This window comes from Pseudomonas sp. RC3H12 (assembly GCF_018596375.1).
In the GTDB taxonomy this organism is placed as follows: domain Bacteria; phylum Pseudomonadota; class Gammaproteobacteria; order Pseudomonadales; family Pseudomonadaceae; genus Aquipseudomonas.
This window is the reverse complement of record NZ_CP075595.1, coordinates 1,458,911-1,481,902: the sequence shown is the minus strand read 5'-3', so window position 1 is coordinate 1,481,902 and position 22,992 is coordinate 1,458,911. Positions and strand designations below refer to the sequence as shown.

Sequence of the window (22,992 nt, the reverse complement as noted above, 5' to 3'; positions counted from 1 at the left end):
TCCAGGCCCAGCCACCGCCATGCCCAGAACGAGCAAAGTCACCGACCCGTCCTACGAGCTGATGGACGACCACGAAGGCGCCTCGCTGATCTACCGCCAGCACGGTTTCCCCAGCCCGCTGGTGCGTTGGCACTTCCACAAGGAGTACGAGCTGCACCTGATCGTCGCCAGCGCCGGCAAGGTGTTCATCGGCGACTACATCGGCAACTTCGCCCCCGACACCCTGTTCCTCACCGGCCCCAACCTGCCGCACAACTGGATCAGCCAGGTCGGCCCCGACGAAGTGGTGGGCAAGCGCGACATGCTGGTCAACTTCACCGACCAGGTACTTGAAGACGGCAGCCAGGTGTTCGCCGAGCTCACCCAGCTGGCACCGCTGCTGGCGCGGGCACGCTATGGCATCGAGTTCCGCGACCCGGCACTGATCCAGGAGAGCCGCCAGCTACTGCAATGTATCGCCGACAGCCGCGGCATGACCCGCCTGGGATACTTTTTTATCCTCATGGAACAGCTCGCCGCCTGCGATGACTACCAACTGCTGTCCACCGTCACCTCCTCGCAGCTGGCCGACGAACACAACGTCGAGCGTATCAACCGGGCGGTGGACTACATCTTCCAGCACTACGCCCAGGACCTGAGCCAGAACGAGGTGGCCGAACACCTGGGCATGACGCCGACCTACTTCTCGCGGTTTTTCAAGCAGGCCGCCGGGCGCGGCTTCGTCGAGTTCGTCAACCGGCTGCGGGTGAGCAAGTCGTGCGAGCTGCTGGCCAAGGGCGAGCTGCCGGTGACCGAGGTGTGCTTCGAGTCGGGCTTCAGCAACCTGTCGAACTTCAACCGGCGCTTCCTGCAACTCAAGGGCATGACCCCTTCCGACTACCGCAGCCTGGTGACCCAGCGGCTGACCGAGCAGAACCGCGCCTGAGCCTTGGGGCGCGTAGCAGTCCCAGCTCATCCACTGCAAAAAAGTATCAGCCAAGGTGCAGGCAAGGCTTTGTCGGCATCGCCGTGCACGGGTGTAATCAGCGCCGAGCGATACAAAAACAATAAGGGAGTTCACTGATGAACGACTCGATCAAGGCCTGCCTGGCCGCCGCCTGCCTCAGCCTGCCGCTGCATGCCCAGGCCGCCGACACCCTGACCATCGCCACGGTCAACAACAACGACATGATCCGCATGCAGCGCCTGGCCAAGGTGTTCGAGCAGCAGCACCCGGACATCCAGCTCAAGTGGGTGGTGCTCGAAGAGAACGTGCTGCGCCAGCGACTGACCACCGATATAGCCACCCAGGGCGGCCAGTTCGACGTGCTGACCATCGGCATGTACGAAGCCGCGCTGTGGGGTGCCAAGGGCTGGCTGGCGCCGATGACCGACCTGCCCGCCGACTACAACCTCGACGACGTGTTCCCCTCGGTACGCAACGGCCTGTCGGCCAACGGCACGCTGTACGCCCTGCCCTTCTACGCCGAAGCCTCGATCACCTACTACCGCAAGGACCTGTTCGAGCAAGCCGGGCTGAGCATGCCCGAGCAACCCACCTGGACTCAGCTCGGCGAGTTCGCCGCCAAGCTCAACCACCCCGACCAGGGCCAGTACGGCATCTGCCTGCGCGGCAAGGCCGGTTGGGGCGAGAACATGGCGCTGATCGGCACCGTGGCCAATGCCTTCGGCGCACGCTGGTTCGATGAGCAATGGAAACCCGAGTTCAGCGGCAGCGAGTGGAAGAACGCGCTGAACTTCTATGTGAACACCCTCAAGCAATACGGCCCGCCCGGCGCCTCCAGCAACGGTTTCAACGAAAACCTCGCGCTGTTCAACAGCGGCAAGTGCGCGATGTGGGTCGACGCCAGCGTCGCCGGCTCGTTCGTCACCGACAAGACCCAGAGCAAGGTCGCCGACCAGGTCGGCTTCACCTTTGCGCCCAAGGAAGTCACCGACAAGGGCGCCACCTGGCTGTATTCCTGGGCACTGGCGATCCCCACCAGTTCCAAATCCAAGGACGCCGCCAGAACGTTCGCCACCTGGGCCACCTCCGAGGCCTACGGCAAACTGGTGGCCGAAAAAGAAGGCGTGGCCAACGTGCCGCCCGGCACCCGCGCCTCGACCTACAACGACGCGTACCTGGCCGCCGCGCCATTCGCCAAGGTCACCCTCGAATCACTCAAGCGCGTCGACCCCAACCACCCCACCCTCAAGCCCGTGCCCTACGTGGGCATCCAGCTGGTGACCATCCCCGAGTTCCAGGCCATCGGCACCCAGGTCGGCAAGCTGTTCGCCGCCGCCCTCACCGGGCAGATGAAAGTGGACCAGGTGCTGGCGTCGGCCCAGCAGTCCACCGAACGCGAGATGAAGCGCGCCGGTTACCCCAAGTAACCCCTACCGCCACCAACCGCGCCGAACCCCGGCGCGGTGACCGCCCCTTTTTGCTGCACACGGAGTCGCCATGAACACATCGGCCCTGGACACCCCGAGCCTCGCCACCGCGCGCCCCGGCAAACGCCGCGTCGGCCCCGGCTGGTTCCTGGTCAGCCCTTCGGTGGCGCTGCTGCTGTTGTGGATGATCGTGCCCCTGGGCATGACCCTGTATTTCTCGCTGATCCGCTACAACCTGCTGTACCCCGGCGAAAACCAGTTCGTGGGCCTGGAGAACTTCGCCTTCTTCGTCACCGACGCGGGCTTCGTGCCCGGCGCCCTGAATACCCTGACCCTGGTCGGCAGCGTGCTGGCGATCAGCGTGGTGCTCGGCGTGCTGATCGCCGCGCTGCTGGAGGCCGGCGAGTTCTGGGGCCGCGGCGTGGTGCGGGTGCTGCTGATCTCGCCGTTTTTCATCATGCCCACGGTCAGCGCGCTGCTGTGGAAGAACCTGATCTTCCACCCGGTGTCCGGCATCCTCGCCGCCGTGTGGCGCCTGTTCGGCGCGCAACCGGTGGACTGGCTGGCGCACTACCCGCTGCTGTCGATCATCCTGATCGTGTCGTGGCAGTGGCTGCCGTTCGCCATCCTGATCCTGATGACCGCCATGCAGTCGCTGGACCAGGAACAGAAGGAAGCCGCGCGCCTGGACGGCGCAGGCCCCTTGGCGATCTTCTGGCACCTGACCCTGCCGCACCTGGCGCGGCCCATCGCCGTGGTGGTGATGATCGAGACCATCTTCCTGCTGTCGGTGTTCGCCGAGATCTTCACCACCACCAGCGGCGGCCCCGGATACGAGTCCACCAACCTTGCCTACCTGATCTACAACCAGGCGCTGCTGCAGTTCGACGTCGGCATGGCCTCGGCCGGTGGCCTGATCGCCGTGCTGATCGCCAATATCGCCGCCATCGTGCTGGTTCGCATGATCGGCAAGAACCTCACCGCGCGCAGCTGAGGAGCCCGCCATGCTGACACTCAAGCAAACCCGCACCCTGAAGAACGCCCTGCTCGGCCTGCTGTGCTGGGCCATCGCCCTGGTGATCTTCTTCCCGATTTTCTGGATGCTGCTGACCAGCTTCAAGACCGAGCTGGACGCCTTCGCCACGCCGCCGCAGTTCATCTTCGCGCCGACGCTGGAGAACTACCTGCACATCAACGAGCGCAGCGACTACTTCGCCTACGCCTGGAACTCGGTACTGATCTCGTTCTCGGCGACCCTGCTGTGCATGCTGATCGCCGTGCCGGCGGCGTATTCGATGGCCTTCTTCGAAACCCGCCACACCAAGCGCACGCTGCTGTGGATGCTGTCGACCAAGATGCTGCCACCGGTGGGTGTGCTGATGCCGATCTACCTGCTGGCCAAGCAGTTCGGCCTGCTCGACTCGCGCCTGGCGCTGGTCATCGTCTACACCCTGATCAACCTGCCGATCGTGGTGTGGATGGTGTACACCTACTTCAAGGACATCCCCGTGGACATCCTCGAAGCCGCGCGCCTGGACGGCGCCGGCACCTGGCAGGAGATCGTCCGCGTGCTGCTGCCGATCGCCCGCGGCGGGCTGGCCTCGACCCTGCTGCTGTCGTTGATCCTGTGCTGGAACGAGGCGTTCTGGTCGCTCAACCTGACCTCGTCCGCCGCCGCCCCGCTGACCGCGCTGGTGGCCTCCTACTCCAGCCCCGAAGGGCTGTTCTGGGCCAAGCTCTCGGCCGTCTCGACCCTGGCCTGCGCGCCGATCCTGATCTTTGGCTGGATCAGCCAGAAGCAGCTGGTGCGCGGGCTCTCCTTCGGGGCTGTGAAATGACCTGGCTTCGCAATTCCCTTGTGGGAGCTGGCTTGCCAGCGATGGGCCGCAAAGCGGCCCCTTTGCAAGCCAGTGATCCCCACAGACCCTCATTCAATCAACCGGCCACCACAGAGGTGACTAGCCATGGCTGACCTGAAAATCCGCAACCTGCACAAAGGCTTCGATGGCCACGCCATCATCAAGGGCATCGACCTGGACGTGCGCGACCGCGAGTTCGTGGTGTTCGTCGGCCCCTCCGGCTGCGGCAAGTCCACCCTGCTGCGCCTGATCGCCGGCCTCGAGGAGGTCAGCAGCGGCAGCATCACCCTCGACGGCGCCGACATCACCGACACCGCCCCGGCCAAGCGCGACCTGGCCATGGTGTTCCAGACCTACGCCCTGTACCCGCACATGACCGTGCGCAAGAACCTGTCGTTCGCCCTGGACCTGGCCGGCGTCGCCAAGCAAGAAGTCACCGCCAAGGTCGACAACGCCGCGCGCATCCTCGAGCTGCAACCGCTGCTCGAACGCAAGCCGCGCCAGCTCTCCGGCGGCCAGCGCCAGCGGGTGGCGATCGGCCGCGCCATCGTGCGCAACCCGAAGATCTTCCTGTTCGACGAGCCGCTGTCCAACCTCGACGCGGCCCTGCGCGTGCAGATGCGCCTGGAGCTGGCGCGCCTGCACCAGGAGCTGGCGGCGACGATGATCTACGTGACCCACGACCAGGTCGAGGCCATGACCCTGGCCGACAAGGTGGTGGTGCTCAACGGCGGGCGCGTCGAGCAAGTGGGCTCGCCGCTGGAGCTGTACCACCATCCGGCCAACCTGTTCGTCGCAGGGTTTCTCGGCACGCCAAAGATGGGCTTCCTGCGCGGACACCTGAGCCGTAACCAGGGCAACCAGTGCGAGGTGGCACTCGAATGTGGTGCGCGCATCGCCCTGCCGCTGTGCGCGGGCGAGCTGCATACCGGCAGCCAGGTGACCCTGGGGATCAGGCCCGAGCACCTGAGCATCAGCCCGGTGTGCCAGGGCACGCCGGGCTCGCTGCAGGTGACGGCCGATGTCAGCGAGCGGCTGGGCAGCGACAGCTACTGCCATGTGCGCGCCGCGTCCGGCGAGATGCTCACGGTGCGCGTGCGCGGGGACTTCGCGCCGGGGTTTGGTGAGGGGCTGGAGTTGGGCTTTGATCCGGGCCATTGCCATTTGTTTGATAGCAATGGGCAGGCGATCGACAAGCGCTCGCAGAAGGTGGCCTGAGGTGTTCGCCGAGAGGGTTGTGGCGCCTATGAGATCGAGCGCCGCCCGCGCGGCGCATCGCTGGCAAGCCAGCTCCCACATCTGTTTCGGGCCAGTTACTTCTGGTCCATCTCCACTGTCCGCCTTGTTTGTACGACGCGGTTTCAGCATTGGCGCTGATGCCGCACCACCAGACTTGAGACATGCACCAAGGCGGACAGTGGAGACCTCACAGGATTGACTGGCCCGAAACAGATGTGGGAGCTGGCTTGCCAGCGATGCGCCGCGCGGGCGGCGCTCGATCTCGAGAGCGCTACAAAACTACCGCCAAGCACCTCGTCGCCATCACGCGATCAACAGCCTCAACGGCCTACGACCTCGAAAGGAATGCCCCCAGCATGAAACTAATCACCCCCAACCTCGACCACCTCCCCCCTTCGGTCGCCCGCCCCACCTACGACCCAAGTCAATTGCGCCAGGGCATCGTGCACATCGGCGTCGGCGGCTTCCACCGCGCCCACCAGGCTGCCTACACCGACGCCCTGATGAACCTGGGCGAAGGCCTCGACTGGGCCATCTGCGGTGCCGGCCTGCGCCGCGAAGACCGCGCCATGCGCGACGCGCTGACCGCTCAAGACCACCTCTACACCCTGTTCGAACTGGGCGACCAACCCGACACCCAGGTCCGCGTGATCGCCGCGATCAACGGCATGCTGCTGGCCGAGGACGGCGCCGAAACGCTGCTGGCCAAACTCGCCGAACCCGCCATCCGCATCGTCTCGCTGACCATCACTGAAGGCGGCTACTGCATCGACGACAGCACCGGCGAATTCCGCGCCGACCTGCCGCAGATCCAGCACGACCTGGCCAACCCGCAAGCCCCGCAGAGCGTGTTCGGCTTCCTCTGCGAAGCCCTGCGCCGCCGCCGCGAGGCCGGCAGCGGCCCCTTCACGGTGATGTCCTGCGACAACCTCCCGCACAACGGCGACGTCGCCCGCAAGGCCCTGCTGGCCTTCGCCCACCTGCAGAACCACGACCTGGCCCGCTGGATCGACGGCCACGTCAGCTTCCCCAATGCCATGGTCGACCGCATCACCCCGATGACCAGCCCCACCCACCGTCAGCAGCTGCTCGAGCGCCACGGCGTCGACGATGCCTGGCCGGTGGTGTGCGAGCCGTTTTTGCAATGGGTGGTGGAAGACAAGTTCGTCGCCGGCCGCCCGGCCTGGGAGCAGGTCGGCGTGCAGTTCACCGACGACGTCACGCCCTATGAAGAAATGAAGATCAAGCTGCTCAACGGCAGCCACCTGGCCCTCACCTACCTGGGATTTTTGCAGGGCTACCGCTTCGTCCACGAGACCCTCGCCGACCCGCTGCTGCAGCGCTACATGCGCACCTTCATGGACCAGGACGTAACCCCGCAACTGGCCCCGGTACCGGGCATCGACCTGACGCGCTACAAGCACAGCCTCACCGAACGCTTCGCCAACCGCGCCATCGCCGACCAGCTGGAGCGCGTGTGTTCCGACGGCTCGTCGAAGTTCCCCAAGTTCATCGTGCCCACCGCCAACCGCCTGATCGCCGACGGCAAGCCCCTGGAGCGCGTGGCCCTGGTGGTGGCCGCCTGGGCCCTGTACCTGCGCGGCGAGGATGAACAGGGCACCCGCTACAGCATCCCCGACCCCCGCGCCGCCGACTGCCAGGCCCGAGTAGCACAGCGCGACGGCCTGGCTGCCCGGGTGCTCGGCGACGAGGCGATCTTCGGCACGGCGATCCCCGCGTCCAAAGCCTTCGTCAGCGCCTTCGAGCGCCTGTACGACAGCTTGCGCGAAGTCGGCGTGAGTGAAACCCTGCGCCAGGTCCTCGGCGATTGACACGGAGGCTTTCGAAATGGACGGACTGTTCCTCGGCATCGACTGCGGCACCCAGGGCACCAAGGCCCTGGTGCTGGACGCCGGCAGCGGCCAGGTGCTGGGCCTGGGCAGCGCTGCCCATGCACCGCCCCAAGGTCGCGATGGCCGGCGCGAGCAGGATCCGGTCGACTGGCTGCAAGCCCTGCGCACGGCAGTGTCCGCTGCCTTGCGCGATGCCGGCGTGGATGGCCAGGCCATTCGCGCATTGGCGGTGTCCGGCCAACAACATGGCCTGGTGCTGCTCGACGCCCAAGGCCAGGTGCTGCGCCCGGCCAAGCTCTGGTGCGACACCGAAAGCGCGCCCGAGAACGCGGAGTTGCTCGATGCCCTCGGCGGCGCCCAAGGCTCGCTCGAACGCCTCGGGCTGGTCATCGCGCCGGGCTATACCCTGTCCAAATTGCTGTGGACCCAGCGCCAACATCCCGAACTGTTCGCCCGCCTCGCCCATATCCTGCTGCCCCACGACTACCTGAATTACTGGCTGACCGGTCGCGTCTGCACTGAGCCCGGCGACGCCTCCGGCACCGGCTACTACGATGTACGCCGACGGACCTGGGCGCCTGATGTTCTTCAGCGCATCGAGCCAGGCGAGCGTCTTTTGGCTGCGCTGCCTGAGTTGGTCGAATCCGGCGATTGCATCGGCACCCTGCGCGCGCAGGCCGCCATTGCCCTCGGCCTGAGCCCACAGACCTGGGTAGCCACTGGCGGCGGCGACAACATGCTCGGCGCCATCGGCACCGGCAATATCGCCCCCGGCATGATCACCCTGAGCCTCGGCACCTCCGGCACCCTGGCCGCCCATGCCGACCAGCCCCACGTCAGCGCCCAGGGCGAAGTGGCGACCTTCTGCGCCTCCAGCGGCGGTTGGTTGCCGTTGATCTGCACCATGAACCTCACCAGCGCCTGCGCCCTGGTGCGCGACCTGCTGGAACTCGACCTCGACCGCTTCACTGAGCTCACCGCCCAAGCCCCGATCGGCGCCGACGGCCTGCTGATGCTGCCCTTCTTCGACGGCGAACGCGTGCCCGCGTTGCCCGAAGCCACGGCCAACCTGCACGGCATGACCAGCGCCAACCTGACCCGCGCCAACCTCTGCCGCGCCGTGCTCGAAGGCACCTGCTTCAGCCTGCGTTACGGCCTCGACCTGCTGCGCGCCAGCGGCCTGCCAGGCAGCGAAATCCGCCTGGTCGGCGGCGCGGCGAAAAGTCCGCTGTGGCGCCAGGTGCTGGCCGACCTGCTCGGCCTGCCAGTGGTATGCCCCCAACAGACCGAAGCCGCCGCCCTCGGTGCCGCGATCCAGGCCGCCTGGAGCCTCGGCCGCCAGCTGGGCCAGGGCGACAGCCTCGAAACCCTGTGCGAACGCTGCGTCGCCCTCGACGAAAGCACCCGAACCCTGCCCCGCCCGGCGCAACAGGCCGAGTACGAGGTCGCCTATCAACGCTACCGGGATCAACTGCCTGCGCACTGAGCGCAGGTATCCTGCCCTTATCTATCGTTCTGGAGAACTGCATGTACCTGGTGTGTGGCGAGGCCCTGTTCGATGTCTTCAGCCTGGAAAACAGCAACCGCAGCAGCGAGCTGGGGTTTACCGCGATTGCTGGCGGGTCGCCGTTCAACGTCGCCGTCGGCCTGCGCCGGCTGGGCGTGGAATCGGCGTTGTTCGGCGGGTTGTCCAGCGACTACCTCGGCGCCCGGCTGCGCCGGGTGCTGGAAGAGGAACGGGTGGACTGCCGCTACGTGGTGACCAGCGATGCGCCGACCACGCTGGCCATGGTCGGGCTGGATGCCAATGGCTCGGCGCAGTATCAGTTTCGCGGTGAAGGGTGTGCGGATCGGCAGGTGACACTGGAGCATTTGCCGGTTCTGGATGAGCGTGTGCGGGGGTTGCATGTAGGCTCGTACACCCTGGTGGTGCAGCCCGTGGCCGATACGCTGATGGCGCTGGTGGAGCGCGAACGGGACCGGCGCTTGATCAGCCTTGATCCGAATGTGCGGCTTAATCCGCTGCCGGATGTGGCGCTGTGGCGGCGGCAGGTGGAGGCGTTTGCCGGGCATGCGCACTTGATCAAGGCCAGCGAGGAAGATCTGGCGCTGCTGTACCCCGGGCGCGTTGCCGGGGATGTGGCGCGGGGATGGTTGAATGAGCGGTGCCGGTTGGTGTTCGTCACCCATGGGGCGGACGGGGCCAGCGTGCATTGTGCGCACGGGTCGTGGCAGCGACCGGCGAATGCGTCGTTGTCGGTGCGCGATACTATCGGCGCGGGGGATACATTCCAGGCGGCGGTGTTGGCTTGCCTGGCGCGCCTTGGGGCAGACAGCCCAGCGGGGGTGGCCGGGCTGGGTCGGGATAGCATTGACGCGATGCTGGGCTATGCAATTCGTGCAGCAGCAATCACCTGTTCTCGGACAGGACCAGATCTGCCGTTTGAACATGAGCTAAGCGCAGTGTCATGACGATTACCACAACACTACCTGAGCGCGCCTGGTCCTGAGGACACTTCGCATTGCATGTTCAACCACCCTCATCGGCCAAGCCGCAGTACACCCCGCCAGCCATACAGACACTAATGGCCAAACGCCAATATCCCATGCATGCTTGCCTTCTCACTCTCTCGATGACCTGCGCTCAAGGATGCACGCTGCATGAGAATCTGGAAGCTATCCCACGGCACCTTCACCCCTACCCAGCGAACCACACTCGCCGAAAAACGCCTCGTCTCCCTCCATGGTGAAACCGGCGCAAACCAGGTCCATAACTTCAATGCAGCGCCAAACGGAGCCCTGTTCTATCTGACTTATGGCAATGCCGTGCAGGCGCTTTGCAAACTCACCGGCCCGGCTACAGAAATCGAGAAAGGGTGGCTCAGCCGCCCATACAAATTGCTCAAGCAGTCTAAACACGCCCAGCCCTACCTGCTCAGCAAAAAAAAGTGGACGCCACAGGGCAACAGCACGTTTTTCCTGATACCCCCTGGCGCACTGGACGAGTTTGAAGAAACCTTGCTCAAACCCTACTTTGACCTTTCGTTGGGAGAATTGAATAACATGGCCTCAGCCGACACCAACCTTCCGGCCTCTACTACAGCGAACGCGGCTGATGGCCCATTGAACCGCATCCTGTTCGGCCCCCCCGGCACCGGCAAGACCTACCATGCCGTCTCTGAAGCCGTTTCGATAGTCGAAGGGCTGGACCCACGGCAAGCTGGCAGCCCTAACTCCTATACCAGCACCAAGGCGCGCTTCGACCAGTACCGGCAAGATGGTCAGATCGAATTTGTGACCTTCCATCCCTCCTATGCCTACCAAGACTTCATCGAGGGTATTCGTCCCGAGATCACCAACGAGCAACTGCGATACGACCTGCAGCCTGGCGCGTTGAAGCGTATCGCGAAACTGGCCAAAGCCAACTGGGAGGCCAGCCAGCAGTTCAATGGTGCTCCTCTGACCGAGGAGCAACGCTTCGAGCTTGCATTCAACACCATTGTCGACGACTGCCAAAAAAGCCTCACCGGCTCACCTGCGCCCCAGGCGACGCTTTGGGCGGCAACAAGGTCAACGTTAGCGCGGGTGTGCGAGGCAAGAGCCTGACCATCGTCATAGGCAACCAGGCATCGCCGCTATATCTATCTAAAGCGCAACTGCTGAAGCTATGGAAGAATCGCAGCACGATCAGCAAGCCCGCCGATATCGGCCTATATGGCAACCCATACTTCTACGCAGTCCTGCAATTGCTGTGCGACACCGACAAAGAACTCGGTCACAAGGTCTCTGTAGAACCACCACCACTGAAGCGCTTCGTGTTGGTGATCGACGAAATCAACCGCGGCAACATCGCCAAGATCTTTGGTGAGCTGATTACCCTGATCGAAGATGACAAACGTCTGGGCCAACCCAACCAGCTCACAGTCCGCCTGCCCTATAGCCCAGAGGACTCAGAGGAGCCGGAGTTCGGATTGCCGCCCAACCTGTACCTGCTCGGCACGATGAACACGGCCGACCGCTCCATCGCCCTGCTCGATACAGCCCTGCGCCGGCGCTTCCACTTCCGCGAGATGATGCCAGATGCCACCACCCTGCCTGCCACCCCGGTGGAGGGGGTAGACCTGCGCGCCTTGCTGAGCACACTCAACGCCCGCATCGAATTTCTTATCGGGCGCAACCACATGATCGGCCACGCATACCTGCACGGCATCAGCGACCTCACACAACTGCAGGACCGCTTCCTCAACCGCATCATCCCCTTGCTGCAAGAATACTTCTTCGATGACTGGGCCAAACTGCGCCTGATCTTCAAGGACGGCGAGAGCAAGGCCAAACACCTGCACATCGTCAGCACCCGCGAAGACCTTGCACACACACTGTTTGGCGACGAGCACCAGCATCTGGCCAGCCGCGAAAGCTATACGGTTACCAACCGACTCGACGCCGACATGCTCAGGGCCATCTACGCATGACCGTGGTCAGCTTTCGCGAGTACCAACCGATACCCGTTGTCGACAAGCTCGGTTACCCGCAGGAGCTGGCCTTGAGCGTGGCCGAAGTCGAAGCACTCGAGCGCCTCGGGCGTTCGCTCGGCATCACGGTCCTCCAGCATCTCTCACGCCACCGAGTCAGCCCGAAGCAGTTCGTTGGCAGCATCCAGCTAGGCGACCGGTTGGTGGAGTTCCTGCCGAAGATCGAATCGCCCAACAAAGATCATCCACCAGCGGTACGGCAGAACCTGCTTCGAATGTTGCTGGTAGCCCATGACCTGGACCTGAGCCATTCCACACAGGCAGATCTGGAACACACCAGCGGTAGCTGGCTGGACATGTTGATGCGTTATTTCTGCCAGGCATTGAGCAGGCAGGTACGCCACGGTTTGGTGAAACGCTACCGCACCGAAGAGGACGACCTCGCCGTGGTGCGCGGCCGCCTGCTGATCGAAGAACAAATCACGCGCAACCTTGTACATCAGGAGCGGCTGGCCTGCGAGTATGATGAGCTGGATGAGAACCACCTGCTCAACCAGCTGTTCAAGTGGGTGCTGCAGCGCATGCTGCGCTTGGCATTGTCTGAGCGCACCCTGCAGGTCGCCCGGGAGCTGCTTGGCGTGTTCGCCGATGTCGATGATGTGAGGCCCAGCCCAGCGGCGGTCGATGCGTACAGCCTCGACCGGGCCAGCGAACGCTTCGGCTTTTGCTGGCAATTGGCGAAGGCCTTTCTCAAAGGTGACACCACGGATCTGTTTGGCGGCACACAAAATTCCTTCGCCCTGCTGTTCGACATGAATCTGCTGTTTGAAAGCTATATCGGCAAAATCCTGCGTCATACCCTTCGCCGACATCCCCAGCACGTGCAGCTACAAGACACGCGCTTCCATCTGGTGCGCAACAGCCAGAACAACCACCGACTGTTCCAGCTGAGGCCAGATATCGTCCTGGAGCACGGCGGCCAGGCCATAGTTATTGTCGATACCAAATGGAAACGGCTCAAACCCGAACAACGCAAGGTTGGTGTGAAGTCGACGGACTTGTACCAGATGCACGCCTACGCGTCGCGCTATCGATGCAACTCCGTCTTGCTGTTGTACCCTTGGGACCCGGCGAGCGGAAATACAGCGGGCGAACGCAGGCGCTTTGAGGTAGAGGACACCTCCATCGTCATCCGCGTGGGGGAGTTGGATATGAGTGACCTCGATCAGGTTGCGCCGCAGTTGTTGGCATTACTGCAGGATGAATTGGGATCGGTGCCCGACAGCCAGTCACATTGAGGCAAGTGGTTCAAAACCGTATCAATAGCGTGATCCCGCTGAGTTGTTCAGCGGGTGCGCCTGGCATCACGATAGCCATCTGCTATACCAGTACAAAACGCCCGACCTGAGCCGTATAGGGACCATACGCACCGCCACCTATCGGAGGGAGCCGCCATGGCACTTACTCGTCGTGAAATTCTTGTTGCTAGCAGCCTCGCGTTGATCATGCCTCGCTTGAGCCTCGCTTCTGGCCCCGACTGGAGCGCACTTGCCCAGGAAGACAGCGAGGCGCCCGTCATACCCGCCAGCCTGAACGCATTCAAGGATCAGCCTTCACTCAACAAGGGCGTCCTTACCGGCTACACGCCCATGGGCACGCAAGCCGCGACAAGCGCGGAGCAAGCGCTGGCCGGGGAAGTGCTGAAGGGGGTACCGAAGAACTGTATGCCCATCGAGATCGCGCTTTACTTCCTCGATGTCGGGCAAGGCAAGTACGGCGAGGAGCGCAAACCATACATCACAGCGTGGCCAGTGCGTTGGAACCCTGTGATCGTCGAATTCTTCAAAGCCACCAGTCTGCAACCCAGCGGCGACACCACCGCGTGGTGCGCCGCCTTCATGAACTACTGCCTGATGATGGCATCGACCGGGAAAACCATGCCGGCTGGGGCCAGCCTACCAACCAAGAGCGCCGCCGCGCTTTCGTTCAGGAGCTGGGGCACCGAAACGAAAACCCCGACACCCGGCGATATCGTGGTGTTCAAGAACGTGAATTCACCAGGCCATGGCCATGTAGGTTTCTTCCTGGCCGACCAGGGCGACAAAGTGCTGGTGCTTGGCGGCAACCAGTTTGAAGGAACACCTAAACGGCACACCATCAACCGAAAGTCGCTGCTCAAGAATGGGCCAATATTGAAGCTGCACTCCTTCCGTACGGAAGCACAGCTTCATGCGTAAGCAATTGCTGTGGACCGCCCTTGCCCTGCCAGCCTTGACGGCACAGGGCGAGCCGTACAACGACGCCGGGCCAGCGGTTATTCAGATCCATGTTTACGGCACTCTGAAAGAACCTCTGCCCGGCCAACAAACAGTGGACTTTCATGAGCGAGGTACCGGGTTTCTGGTCTCGCCTGATGGCTTGGTGCTCTCGGCCGGGCACAATATTCCCGATAGTGCCCTGTTCGACGAGGACGGTTTCCATGTCGAAGGGTATTTTCCCGCCAAGGATGACGATGCCTTGAGCGCGGTCGACCCACCTGTGCAACTGGAAGTCATCACAGCCACTCAGTCGCCTTACGATGTGTCCTTGTTGCGTATCAAGGGGCTGAATACGGTGAAGCCCTTCCTGCGGTTATGTGATGCCTACAGGAAAGGCGTGAAGACCGACTTTGAGGTATTGGGCTATCAAGGCGGCGACAGCTTGTTGACCAGCAACTACGGCCCGGTAATGGCGGGCGCGGGAGCAACGTCGAACATCCTGGTGCAAATGCCGCTCAACAAAGGCAATAGCGGAGGCCCGCTCTTCAATGAACTAGGCATGGTGTTCGGCATCGCCATTGGCGAGAAGACCGTCGGTTCCGAGCGGATGCAATCCACCTCACTGGCCGTGCCCATGGCAAAAGTCATGCAGACACTCGGCGATGCCGCAAAGCCGCTTGCGGGTGTCAGTTACGAACCTGATTGCACCAAAACGCTGAACCACCAGCTCACAGTCAGCATCCAGTCGGCAATCAAAGTTGGCCGGATACCGCGGACGGTGGCTTGGGAAAACATGAAGCACCCGCAGATCGATGCGTCCGAGTCGGTGAAGGAAATTTTGCCGCCCGAAGGGTTCAAGGTCGTCGCTTACAAGACCATTGATGTGGATAGCCCTGATGTCAAAACCGAGGTCCATGTGCCCGATGATGGGCGCACCATCCTCGTAGAAGGAACCGGCCAAGGAAAGACACTACCCGATTCGGCGACCGCGAAAATTCGGGTAATTCTGGAGCAAGCCCCACTTGACGCTGCTGCGCCAACCTATCGAGTGCAAACCTTCCCTTACTCGAAGACTCTCGACACGCACAACTACGAAGTCACCAGCAAATCCTTCCAGGACACCATTCCAGCCCCAGAGGGGTTTGTCTTCAAGGAGGTTGTAAAGATCGACTATGTGAGCCTGAACCATTCCCCGAGCAAAGGTGCAAAAGTCAATGTGGCTAAAGATGGCGGCGCGCTGGAGCTAAGCTATAGCCTGCAGAGTGGTCCTCTATATGATCGGTGGCGCGGCTGGATAGACGCGTACATCACCGCCAAGCTTGTACCCAAAACCTAGCGGTGCCCGCCTGGTCAGAAGGTGGTTGGTGTGAAATCACCGCGCATGCAGCGAGCATAGCGATCGTAGCTTTCGATCACCTTCACCGCTTCTTCGTTCTTGCTCAATACCTCAGGGGCTGACGCATCGAAGGCAGCCCGGGTGTCCGTCGACGGGGTGACTTTTACCGGTGGGTCAGGTCTCAACACCTTCATGGCCTCGTCCAACTTGAAGGCGTCATTCTCAATCTCGTTGATGGTCGTGAGCTGCAATCCCACAAGATTCATGGTGGCTTCTTCGTCGATATGCTCAAGTATCCTGGCCGCGCGATCCACGTTGCTCTGGGCAGCCTCGTAGGTGGTCACCACGTTCGAGAGCGCAAGGAAATCGGTCTGCTGAATAGTGGTAGGGGTTTTGAAAACCTCGATCACGCTTTTACCAGAGAGGGGCCGCATATCCAGCCCTGGGAGTGAAAACTCAGAACGTAGGACCGCCACGCGCTTAGTGAGATCAGCGTCTGCCACGAAGCCTGCTCTGTTGAGTAAATCTGTGAGCGGTGCTTTCGCGCAAGTCAGTTTTGAGGCAGCCACCCTGCTCGCCAGCGCTTGCGTTTTGAAGTTGGCGTACTTGGACAACCCCATGGCCGTCAGCGCTATGCCCCCCGCCGCCTTGTACAAGTCCGAATGCGCGTTTGTAGCTGCCCCTATGATTGCTCCACCCGCTGCACCAAGGGCCGTCGTGTCGCTGATCATCCGCGACTTCTGCGCGCTGTTGGAATAGGTTTTGTAATTCTCGCTCAGCGTGTTCAACAAACACAGCGATGTAGCGCTATTCGGTGTGCACCCCGTCCCGGTATCTACAAACTTTGGGGCTTGGAAATTGGCACAACCACTGAGCAACGCGACAACAGCAACAGTAATGGCAGTTCTGTACATGCTGGGAACTTCCTTGTTAGGGGGCACACATTTACTTTAGCTATTGCCCGCAAGGCTGCCATTTTATTGCCATCATGCACAATTCTGCTTTTAGCCGGGGCTTGGCGCGCACACCGAAAATCGCCACTGAAATGGAACTCACCGACCTCATGAAATCGTTCAAAGCAAAGTTCATTGCCCGCTACAGGCAGTCTTCCATCCCACAGCGCTTCTATGCTGCCGCACTGGCCACGTACGGCGTCAGTTTCGTAGCCTATTGGGCGACAGGCTTTCCCGGGCTCACAATCGCGAGCACCGTAGCCTGCGCGCTGGTGATATTTGGCTTCATCATTTGGTGCCTTCCCTTCGCACGCTGGCTGCGCGCCGCCTGGAACAGGCCCTCCGCCAAGCTTCCCATCGTCATTGTGCATCTGCTGGTACTGCTAACTTCCACAGCCTGCGCCCGCTATGCCGTTGCCGAGACCCTGGGGTTGCCGCCGCAAAGCTTCGACCTGACGGTGGCGATACTCGCCCTGTTGTTCTACATCCCGTCATGGCTCGGGGTATTGGCCATGATCGTTGCCCCACTGGCGCTGGCAACCTTCACCGTCACCACGATTGGCCTGCTGCTGGATACTGCCTGGCTGCAGCTCTCCACGCTGATTGGCGGCTACGGCTATCGACCCAGCGTGAGGAAGGCCCTCAACCTGTACCTGTTCCATAGCACCGGTGCGCTGATGGGCAGCGTGCTGCTGGCATATAGTTACGGCTACCTCACCGAGAATTTCAGCCCAGCATTCAAGACCGTGACGCAAGTCATCGCCATACGCAGCGATTTCCACAAGGCGCGCCATTATCCAGACGTACAGCCCGGTGAGTACGTGCACCCATTGGAAAATGGCTACATCGCGTTCGCACGCGTACAGGATGACAAGAGCGTGGTTATCGGGGTTCGATTGCAGGGTACGGAGGCGAAGGAACGGGTGGTGGAGACCATACCCTCCGTAAAGGCAGCCTTGACGACGGCGGTGGAGCGTCTGCGTTAATTGGCATATCTCAATCAGCGAGCTACTCGGTACGCACGCGATTCGCTTGCGCCCGACCCCGAAAATGAGCCATGCGATTCAGCAACGATGGAATGGGCTAAATGCGTTTCGAGCTTTCGGAAACCTGAGCGCTACCAGCCCTTGGCCATTAGCACAACCGTGCTAATCGACCCTGCTCCCCAAGCGTTCGTATAGTCCCTCCTGGATTACTTAAATCGGGAAAGGACTCCATGCGTCACAGACTTCCACCCCCCTGCCGTTGGCTGGCCATTCTGGCCATGGCCTGCAGCACTTCGGCCCTGGCCGAACAAGCCGCGGGCGACTACTGGATCATCTACGGCAAAGGCGAACGCCTGCACAACGAGGTCTACGTCGCCGATGCCGCCGGCATCCTGCAAAAGCCCGGTGGCGTGCAATCGGCCCAGGTCATGCAGCTGTTCGAAGACCCGGCCTTCCCGACCCTCGCCGCCTACGAGGTGCAGGTCAAATGCAAACAGCGCCAGATCCGCCTGGACAGCGCCCGGGTGATACGTCGCTTCGACGGCGCCGTGCGCGATGTGAAAACCAACGCCAAAGACTGGGTCGCACCAAAGGACTACTGGTTGCAGCGCACCTTCGCCTTCGTCTGCGCCCCCGATAACCGCGCGCGCAACCAGATGCTGTCGCTCGGCAAGATGCCGGCGGCGAAGATGGTCGCCACCATCCAGGCCATGTTCATCCAGTTGATTGGCGTCCAGGCCAACAGCCAGGCGGTGCAGGAGCTGGACGACATGCTGGCGAACACCCCACGATGAGCACGCGCCATCTGCTGATCCTTGGCCTGTTGCTGCCTGCGCTGGCCGGCTGCATCCCGACCCTGCCGGAGCTGATGGCGGGCAACCAATGGCAAGGGCGCGACGCCAAGCAGGCCATCGACTTCTTCGGCCCGCCCATGCGCATGGAGCCGTTGCCCGACGGCGCTGGGGTGCAGTTGGGCTGGTACCGCGATACCACCTACGTGCAAAAGGAAGTGGTCGGCAGCACCGCCGAGATGCAAGGCAACGTGATGGTCCATACCAACTACTGGGACGACGTGGCCCATCCTGGCGGCTGCACGATCCTGATGTCGGTGAACAAGGCGCGGCAGATTAACGACTTTTCCACCAAGGGGCGCTGTAACGGGGTGAACCTGGCGCCATAGCGGCTAGACGAAACGCGGGAGCAGGCCTGTGGGATCGGGCTTGTGTGCGCGTACTCGTGGGAGCGGGCTTGCCCCGCGATAGCGCCCGCCCAGACAACCAAGCCCCCAGCCAGATACCCTCCCCCTACTCAGCCCCCCGCCCAACCATCAACCCATGATTCACATCCTGGGCCAACGCCTTGGCCATGCCACTGAGGTAATGCACCGCCGTCAGCAGCGTAGGCAGATGATCTGTCTCCACCATCGCCAGATCACTGATCTGGTGCACCGCACACATCAGCACGGTCGCCTGCTCCACCGCATGGTCCAGCGGATGCCCCGCCACCACACGGAACAGCGGGTCTTGCACACCCACCTCCGCGCCTTCACCGAGATGCCCGACGCCGGTAGTGGCAAGTTTCTTGATGCGCGGGATTTGCAATTCCTTATCCATACCATTCCACCTGCGGCCCCGCGAACGGCGCGGGGCCTGATCGGTGAACATCAAGTACGAGCCCAGGCTCGCCAGGTCAGTGCCGGGATTGCACGCGGCTCAGCGCCACTTCCACCAGAGTGCGGGCGCTGTCGATTTCGTGCATGGCGGCGAGGGTCAGGACCTGGCCTGGGGGTTTGGCGTGGAGCAGGACGGTCTGCTGGCTGACGGTCAAGGCGCAGACGAGGTATTCGGAGATCTGGACCAGAAGGTCTTCGAGGGTGTGGGTGGTGTATTTGTCTTGTAGGGGTGGATCGGGGACTATTTTCAGCATGGTAGAGCTCCTATTTTCAAATGGAGCTACCGTTCTCTGCTGTCAAACAGAAAGGTGGCAGCTGTACGCGGGTTGACAGACCGGGAAAATAGGAAACCGGCGCACCGAAGTGCCCCACGTACAGCCACCATAGACGGCTATGCACGCGCGTTACTATCTTCCCGGTCTGTCAAAACCGGTCGCTGAATTGGCAGCGACTTGGCGAGACTAGATGGGTGATGCAGCGGCTGCAACGGGCTGTAAGGGGGTAGAAGTATGTTTCGGAAACGGACTACAAGGAAGAGGGAAAATCCGATTCCGTAGACCCTGGGCACGCCTGCTGCCACAACGAATATGGACCTGAAACGCATACGAACTCTCGCGCGGACGCTACGATCGCAGTGGCGCTTTGCCAGTTTTTCTTGAACCGTTTGATCACTTTGGCGACGATGGGGAAATTTCCTACAAACATCGGCGACAAAGGGCAGCGCACGTGGCGATCAAAGCTGTATCGAAGGAACGTATTGATGAGGCTTTGCTGGAATTTGACCGCGACTTTAGAGGAAGACGAGAGTGGCATGGTTGGGAGACGAACCCTGCCCACCGCTACGCGATTGCTGTAGGGGGTACATCGTACCCAGCAAAGAAAATAGTCTCCTTGGCTACCGGCATCGCAGTTAGCCAATTCCCAGGCGGACACCTCACAAACCGCTATTTAGAAAAGCGTGGATTTTCCATCATCGAGCTGCAGAGCACTGGTCTAGAACCAGTCCTGCAGTTCGAGCCTGGGGCCATTTACGATCGCGTGAGTGAAATCAACGGACCATTCGGGGGTAGCCGACAGAGCGGCATAGCTGCATCCGCTACCCACCCGGCGATTTTCTTGTTTACTGGCGATAGTGGCGAGCAATACGGCTACGCCGACCGCTGGGACAACGGTGCGTTTCTCTACACTGGTGAGGGGCAGCGTGGCCCTATGACATTGAACCGTGGCAACAGAGCTGTCGCTGAGCATGCTGAGACAGGTCGTGCGCTTCATCTGTTCAAATCGCTCGGCAAAGGAAAAGGTAATCGTTACATAGGTGAGTTCTGCTGCGCCGACGTCTTTGAACGAATCCAACCGGATGTTGATGGCAAGGACCGCATTGCTCTTGTATTCAGATTGGTGCCTGTGGGCAGTCCAGAGCTGAATATCGAAACTGAGTTGGAGACAGAGGTTGAACTCGCAGATTCGTTAGCTGCTGCTCGGATAGCCGCTCTGGCTGCCTGTAAGCCGGTAACGAATGCAATGGAACAATCAGCGCAGCGCAAAATTTACCAACGTAGCCGAAAGGTCGCTCACTACGTCCTCATGCGTGCCAAAGGCTTATGTGAAAGCTGTGACAAGCCAGCTCCTTTTTTTAAGAAAGATGGAACCCCATACCTGGAGCCGCATCATGTAAATCGGCTCTCCGACGGTGGCCTCGACCACCCTCGGTACGTAGGTGCTGTGTGCCCATCCTGTCATCGCGAGATTCACTCAGGTGTACATGGTGTGTCGCTTAATGAGCAGTTGAAGCAGCGACTTAATGCAATTGAAGGCTAAGTTGATTGACAACGCTGCCGGTACCTAGAGGCACGTGTCACTCGGCTAGATCAGCCGATAATCACGGTGCAAAACGCCAAGCTCATCCAGCCCTCGCGCGAGCATCTGACTGTACCCCTGGCGATCATGGATAAAGGGAGAAAAGAGACTGTGGCCAAGCCATTCCTCGAAGCCATTTTGAGCCACGTTTGCCAACGCCATACCCACCGAGCGCACGTCCTCGAATCTCCCGTGCTGCAGGTCATCTTGGTTGAGGTTGTCGTAGACGTACCAAGTATCGTCATCGAGCTCTGACCAACGCTTGAACGATGCTCGCCTCACTTGGCACGGAACGCAGCGACCACAATGTTTATAGCCGAACCGCTGGAAGCGCCCACAACTGGTGGATGCCACGGCATGCTGCTTGAGCAAATCCTGATTTTTGCAGCCCACCATCATTTCGCCTTTCGTGAGCAAAGCATAGGGATTGCGAATCTGAACGTTGATGCCAGCAGCATCAAATATCTGTTGGAGCCGCCCCAAGTATTCGGGATGCGCAGTGCGAGTGCTCAGGCTACCGACCCGGGATATGGTCAGCGGTGGATTGATGGCGATAAACCCGTTCTCGCAGATATACAGCGGCACGGTCTCGCCACGATGGTAGCGATCGAGCGAAGTCGCTACGGCTAGGCCAAATGCCAAAAATACGATCGAGCGCGCGCGCTGGGACGGCTCTTGCTGCCCGGGCGACCTGGCCACGTGGTTGAGACCGATCCGGTTCAAACTAAGACTCTGTGCGAACAGATCCTGCTTCTCACCATCGCCTCGAACAATCTGGCTCACTGCGTAGGGTTTCACCCCCTGTTCGACCAGGTCAATTGCGCCAATCAAGCTGTCTAGACCACCAGAGAGCAGCACCACCGAATCTTCAACAGGATGCAGTACCTGCATCTGTGCCGGCGGCCCAAAACCACCAGGGTGAAAAGCCAGTGTCCACTGATCCGTTGTGAGGAACCGCAACGCCGCCTCCAAGGCACGAGCCTGCGCATTCCAAAACACCGAATCCAGCACAGCAATTTCAAGGCTGATCTGGCGAGTCCAGGCATCAGCACTTTTTGCTCTCAGATCAGTGAAATCAGCAGCCACCACTGAAAGCGCGATACTCAGAAAGTCCCAGGCTTGAGGGCTGATTTCCAAATGGGCCCTATCCAGCAGTTCCCGAGCATAGCCACCAACGCTGACCTGCCCATCCTCCGCTTTACCGTAGATCACCACTTGCATGGCGCCATCCATACCCGGCACCGTGAATCCAGCTGGACCGCACACAAACCTCATTCTACGTACCCCTCAAAGACTTCAAAGGTGTCCTGCAGCGCCTGGGTAACAACCTGAGAAATCCTCCCAGTAGTCAAGGGCGTTCTGGCGTTTGCGATCTTGCGGAACGACGCGCTCACGCATTCTTTGATGTAGTCCTTGATCTCCTTCAATCGACGCATTGCGACGGATGCTGAAGGCGCTTTTTCCTGGATCGTCTTGCACATATCGAGCTCGTACCGATGGAAGACGTCCATCGCTGTGAAACGCTCAATCGCAAACGTCCGCTGCTCGGCTGACAGGTTGAGTAGGTCAGCGTCTGGGTAACGCACAAGAACATCGGATAGCGAGCCACGGATCGAGGCACGCTCAGCCTCCGCATCCTGAGTACCGTCTACTGGGCGCACGGCTTCAACCAGTGCATCCATCACTTCGGAGGCAGAGCGACCTTGCAGAAGGACTCGGTCAAGTACACCGGGGCCGGCTTGCTGGCTGCCATCAGCGACCGACTCAAGCGCACTGCCGAAGACCCCGGCGATCGACGCGGTGCCTCCAAAGCGAGCCGTGGTGGTTTTTGATCCACCATATCCATGGCGCACATATTCCCGCAGGCTCTTGCGCAAGCTATTGCGATTACCGCTGCTTGCGAAGTCACCGAGCCCCCGCCGCGCCCCCTTGAATCGTGCAGGAGGTGCTAAGGGTGAAGGTGCCTGGGGTACCTGTCTTGGGTCATCGGCTTGGTCACTACCATCCTCGGACTCGTCCTTGTCTGGCTCGTATGGCCTGTCATCTTGTGGATCTGCATCCGGTGGCTCGGGCGGCTTTGGCGGTACAGGAGGCAGCGGAGGAGTCCAAGGTGGTACGTACAGTAGGCCCTTGC

Annotated in this window: 22 protein-coding genes; 17 read left to right on the top strand and 5 right to left on the bottom strand. The window is 61.3% G+C overall.

The features are described from left to right. The first annotated feature begins 19 nt into the window (after positions 1-19). From KHO27_RS06960 to KHO27_RS06900, 13 genes are all read left to right on the top strand, one after another. Positions 20-925 carry an AraC family transcriptional regulator gene (locus KHO27_RS06960; protein WP_110698234.1) on the top strand — a complete coding sequence of 302 codons (906 nt, stop codon included), beginning with the start codon at positions 20-22 and terminating at the stop codon, positions 923-925. 137 nt (positions 926-1,062) lie between these two features. Continuing rightward, positions 1,063-2,373 carry an ABC transporter substrate-binding protein gene (locus KHO27_RS06955; protein WP_111533114.1) on the top strand — a complete coding sequence of 437 codons (1,311 nt, stop codon included), beginning with the start codon at positions 1,063-1,065 and terminating at the stop codon, positions 2,371-2,373. A 70-nt stretch (positions 2,374-2,443) separates the two neighbouring features. Then, positions 2,444-3,367 carry a carbohydrate ABC transporter permease gene (locus tag KHO27_RS06950; RefSeq protein WP_102685028.1) on the top strand — a complete coding sequence of 308 codons (924 nt, stop codon included), beginning with the start codon at positions 2,444-2,446 and terminating at the stop codon, positions 3,365-3,367. 10 nt (positions 3,368-3,377) lie between these two features. Further along, the gene (locus KHO27_RS06945; RefSeq protein WP_046856056.1) at positions 3,378-4,211 is read left to right on the top strand and encodes a carbohydrate ABC transporter permease; all 834 of its coding nucleotides are present in this window, start codon (positions 3,378-3,380) and stop codon (positions 4,209-4,211) included. A 126-nt stretch (positions 4,212-4,337) separates the two neighbouring features. Further along, a complete protein-coding gene (locus tag KHO27_RS06940; protein ID WP_111533112.1) occupies positions 4,338-5,450 on the top strand; it encodes an ABC transporter ATP-binding protein in 1,113 nt (370 codons plus the stop codon). A gap of 377 nt (positions 5,451-5,827) precedes the next feature. Continuing rightward, positions 5,828-7,303 carry a mannitol dehydrogenase family protein gene (locus KHO27_RS06935; RefSeq protein WP_214501486.1) on the top strand — a complete coding sequence of 492 codons (1,476 nt, stop codon included), beginning with the start codon at positions 5,828-5,830 and terminating at the stop codon, positions 7,301-7,303. 16 nt (positions 7,304-7,319) lie between these two features. After that, entirely contained in the window at positions 7,320-8,810 is a 1,491-nt protein-coding gene (gene xylB / locus KHO27_RS06930) for a xylulokinase (RefSeq protein ID WP_214501485.1), read from the top strand. A 41-nt stretch (positions 8,811-8,851) separates the two neighbouring features. Beyond that, complete coding sequence (locus KHO27_RS06925; protein ID WP_214501484.1) at positions 8,852-9,796, top strand: carbohydrate kinase family protein; 945 nt, start codon at positions 8,852-8,854, stop codon at positions 9,794-9,796. A gap of 189 nt (positions 9,797-9,985) precedes the next feature. Then, the gene (locus tag KHO27_RS06920; RefSeq protein ID WP_214501483.1) at positions 9,986-10,930 is read left to right on the top strand and encodes a hypothetical protein; all 945 of its coding nucleotides are present in this window, start codon (positions 9,986-9,988) and stop codon (positions 10,928-10,930) included. Then, entirely contained in the window at positions 10,879-11,796 is a 918-nt protein-coding gene (locus KHO27_RS06915; RefSeq protein WP_214501482.1) for an McrB family protein, read from the top strand. Before KHO27_RS06920 ends, KHO27_RS06915 begins: the two co-directional genes overlap by 52 nt. Then, positions 11,793-13,094, top strand: coding sequence for an McrC family protein (locus KHO27_RS06910; protein WP_214501481.1), 1,302 nt, complete (start codon positions 11,793-11,795; stop codon positions 13,092-13,094). Before KHO27_RS06915 ends, KHO27_RS06910 begins: the two co-directional genes overlap by 4 nt. 156 nt (positions 13,095-13,250) lie before the next feature. Further along, positions 13,251-14,033, top strand: coding sequence for a CHAP domain-containing protein (locus KHO27_RS06905; RefSeq protein ID WP_214501480.1), 783 nt, complete (start codon positions 13,251-13,253; stop codon positions 14,031-14,033). Beyond that, on the top strand, positions 14,026-15,390 hold the full coding sequence (locus tag KHO27_RS06900; protein ID WP_214501479.1) for a S1 family peptidase: 1,365 nt from the start codon (positions 14,026-14,028) through the stop codon (positions 15,388-15,390). The genes KHO27_RS06905 and KHO27_RS06900 overlap by 8 nt, the downstream gene beginning before the upstream one ends. Before the next feature lie 14 nt (positions 15,391-15,404). Here KHO27_RS06900 and KHO27_RS06895 read toward each other — a convergent pair whose 3' ends face one another. After that, positions 15,405-16,304, bottom strand: coding sequence for a hypothetical protein (locus tag KHO27_RS06895; protein WP_214501478.1), 900 nt, complete (start codon positions 16,302-16,304; stop codon positions 15,405-15,407). A gap of 131 nt (positions 16,305-16,435) precedes the next feature. On the opposite strand from KHO27_RS06895, the gene KHO27_RS06890 reads away from it, so the two are divergent. The 3 genes from KHO27_RS06890 to KHO27_RS06880 all read left to right on the top strand — a co-directional run bounded on the left by KHO27_RS06890 (position 16,436) and on the right by KHO27_RS06880 (position 18,509). Then, complete coding sequence (locus KHO27_RS06890) at positions 16,436-17,329, top strand: hypothetical protein (RefSeq protein WP_214501477.1); 894 nt, start codon at positions 16,436-16,438, stop codon at positions 17,327-17,329. Positions 17,330-17,559: 230 nt separating this feature from the next. After that, positions 17,560-18,123: a hypothetical protein gene (locus KHO27_RS06885; RefSeq protein ID WP_214501476.1), complete on the top strand. Its 564-nt coding sequence runs from the start codon at positions 17,560-17,562 to the stop codon at positions 18,121-18,123. Next, positions 18,120-18,509, top strand: a complete 390-nt coding sequence (locus tag KHO27_RS06880; protein WP_214501475.1) for a hypothetical protein — start codon at positions 18,120-18,122, stop codon at positions 18,507-18,509. The genes KHO27_RS06885 and KHO27_RS06880 overlap by 4 nt, the downstream gene beginning before the upstream one ends. A 124-nt stretch (positions 18,510-18,633) precedes the next feature. Here the strand turns inward: KHO27_RS06880 and KHO27_RS06875 are convergent, their stop codons facing one another. Next, positions 18,634-18,942, bottom strand: coding sequence for a DUF3077 domain-containing protein (locus KHO27_RS06875; RefSeq protein ID WP_214501474.1), 309 nt, complete (start codon positions 18,940-18,942; stop codon positions 18,634-18,636). 76 nt (positions 18,943-19,018) lie between these two features. After that, the gene (locus tag KHO27_RS06870; protein WP_062361014.1) at positions 19,019-19,255 is read right to left on the bottom strand and encodes a hypothetical protein; all 237 of its coding nucleotides are present in this window, start codon (positions 19,253-19,255) and stop codon (positions 19,019-19,021) included. A 472-nt stretch (positions 19,256-19,727) separates the two neighbouring features. Here KHO27_RS06870 and KHO27_RS06865 point away from each other — a divergent pair, with 472 nt between their 5' ends. Then, the gene (locus tag KHO27_RS06865; protein WP_214501473.1) at positions 19,728-20,819 is read left to right on the top strand and encodes an HNH endonuclease; all 1,092 of its coding nucleotides are present in this window, start codon (positions 19,728-19,730) and stop codon (positions 20,817-20,819) included. Between the two features lie 45 nt (positions 20,820-20,864). On the opposite strand, the gene qatC is transcribed toward KHO27_RS06865, so the two are convergent. Both qatC and qatB read right to left on the bottom strand, forming a co-directional pair. Then, positions 20,865-22,133: a Qat anti-phage system QueC-like protein QatC gene (gene qatC, locus KHO27_RS06860; protein WP_214501472.1), complete on the bottom strand. Its 1,269-nt coding sequence runs from the start codon at positions 22,131-22,133 to the stop codon at positions 20,865-20,867. Continuing rightward, complete coding sequence (gene qatB / locus KHO27_RS06855) at positions 22,130-22,735, bottom strand: Qat anti-phage system associated protein QatB (protein WP_225933217.1); 606 nt, start codon at positions 22,733-22,735, stop codon at positions 22,130-22,132. The genes qatC and qatB overlap by 4 nt, the downstream gene beginning before the upstream one ends. Positions 22,736-22,992 lie beyond the last annotated feature (257 nt).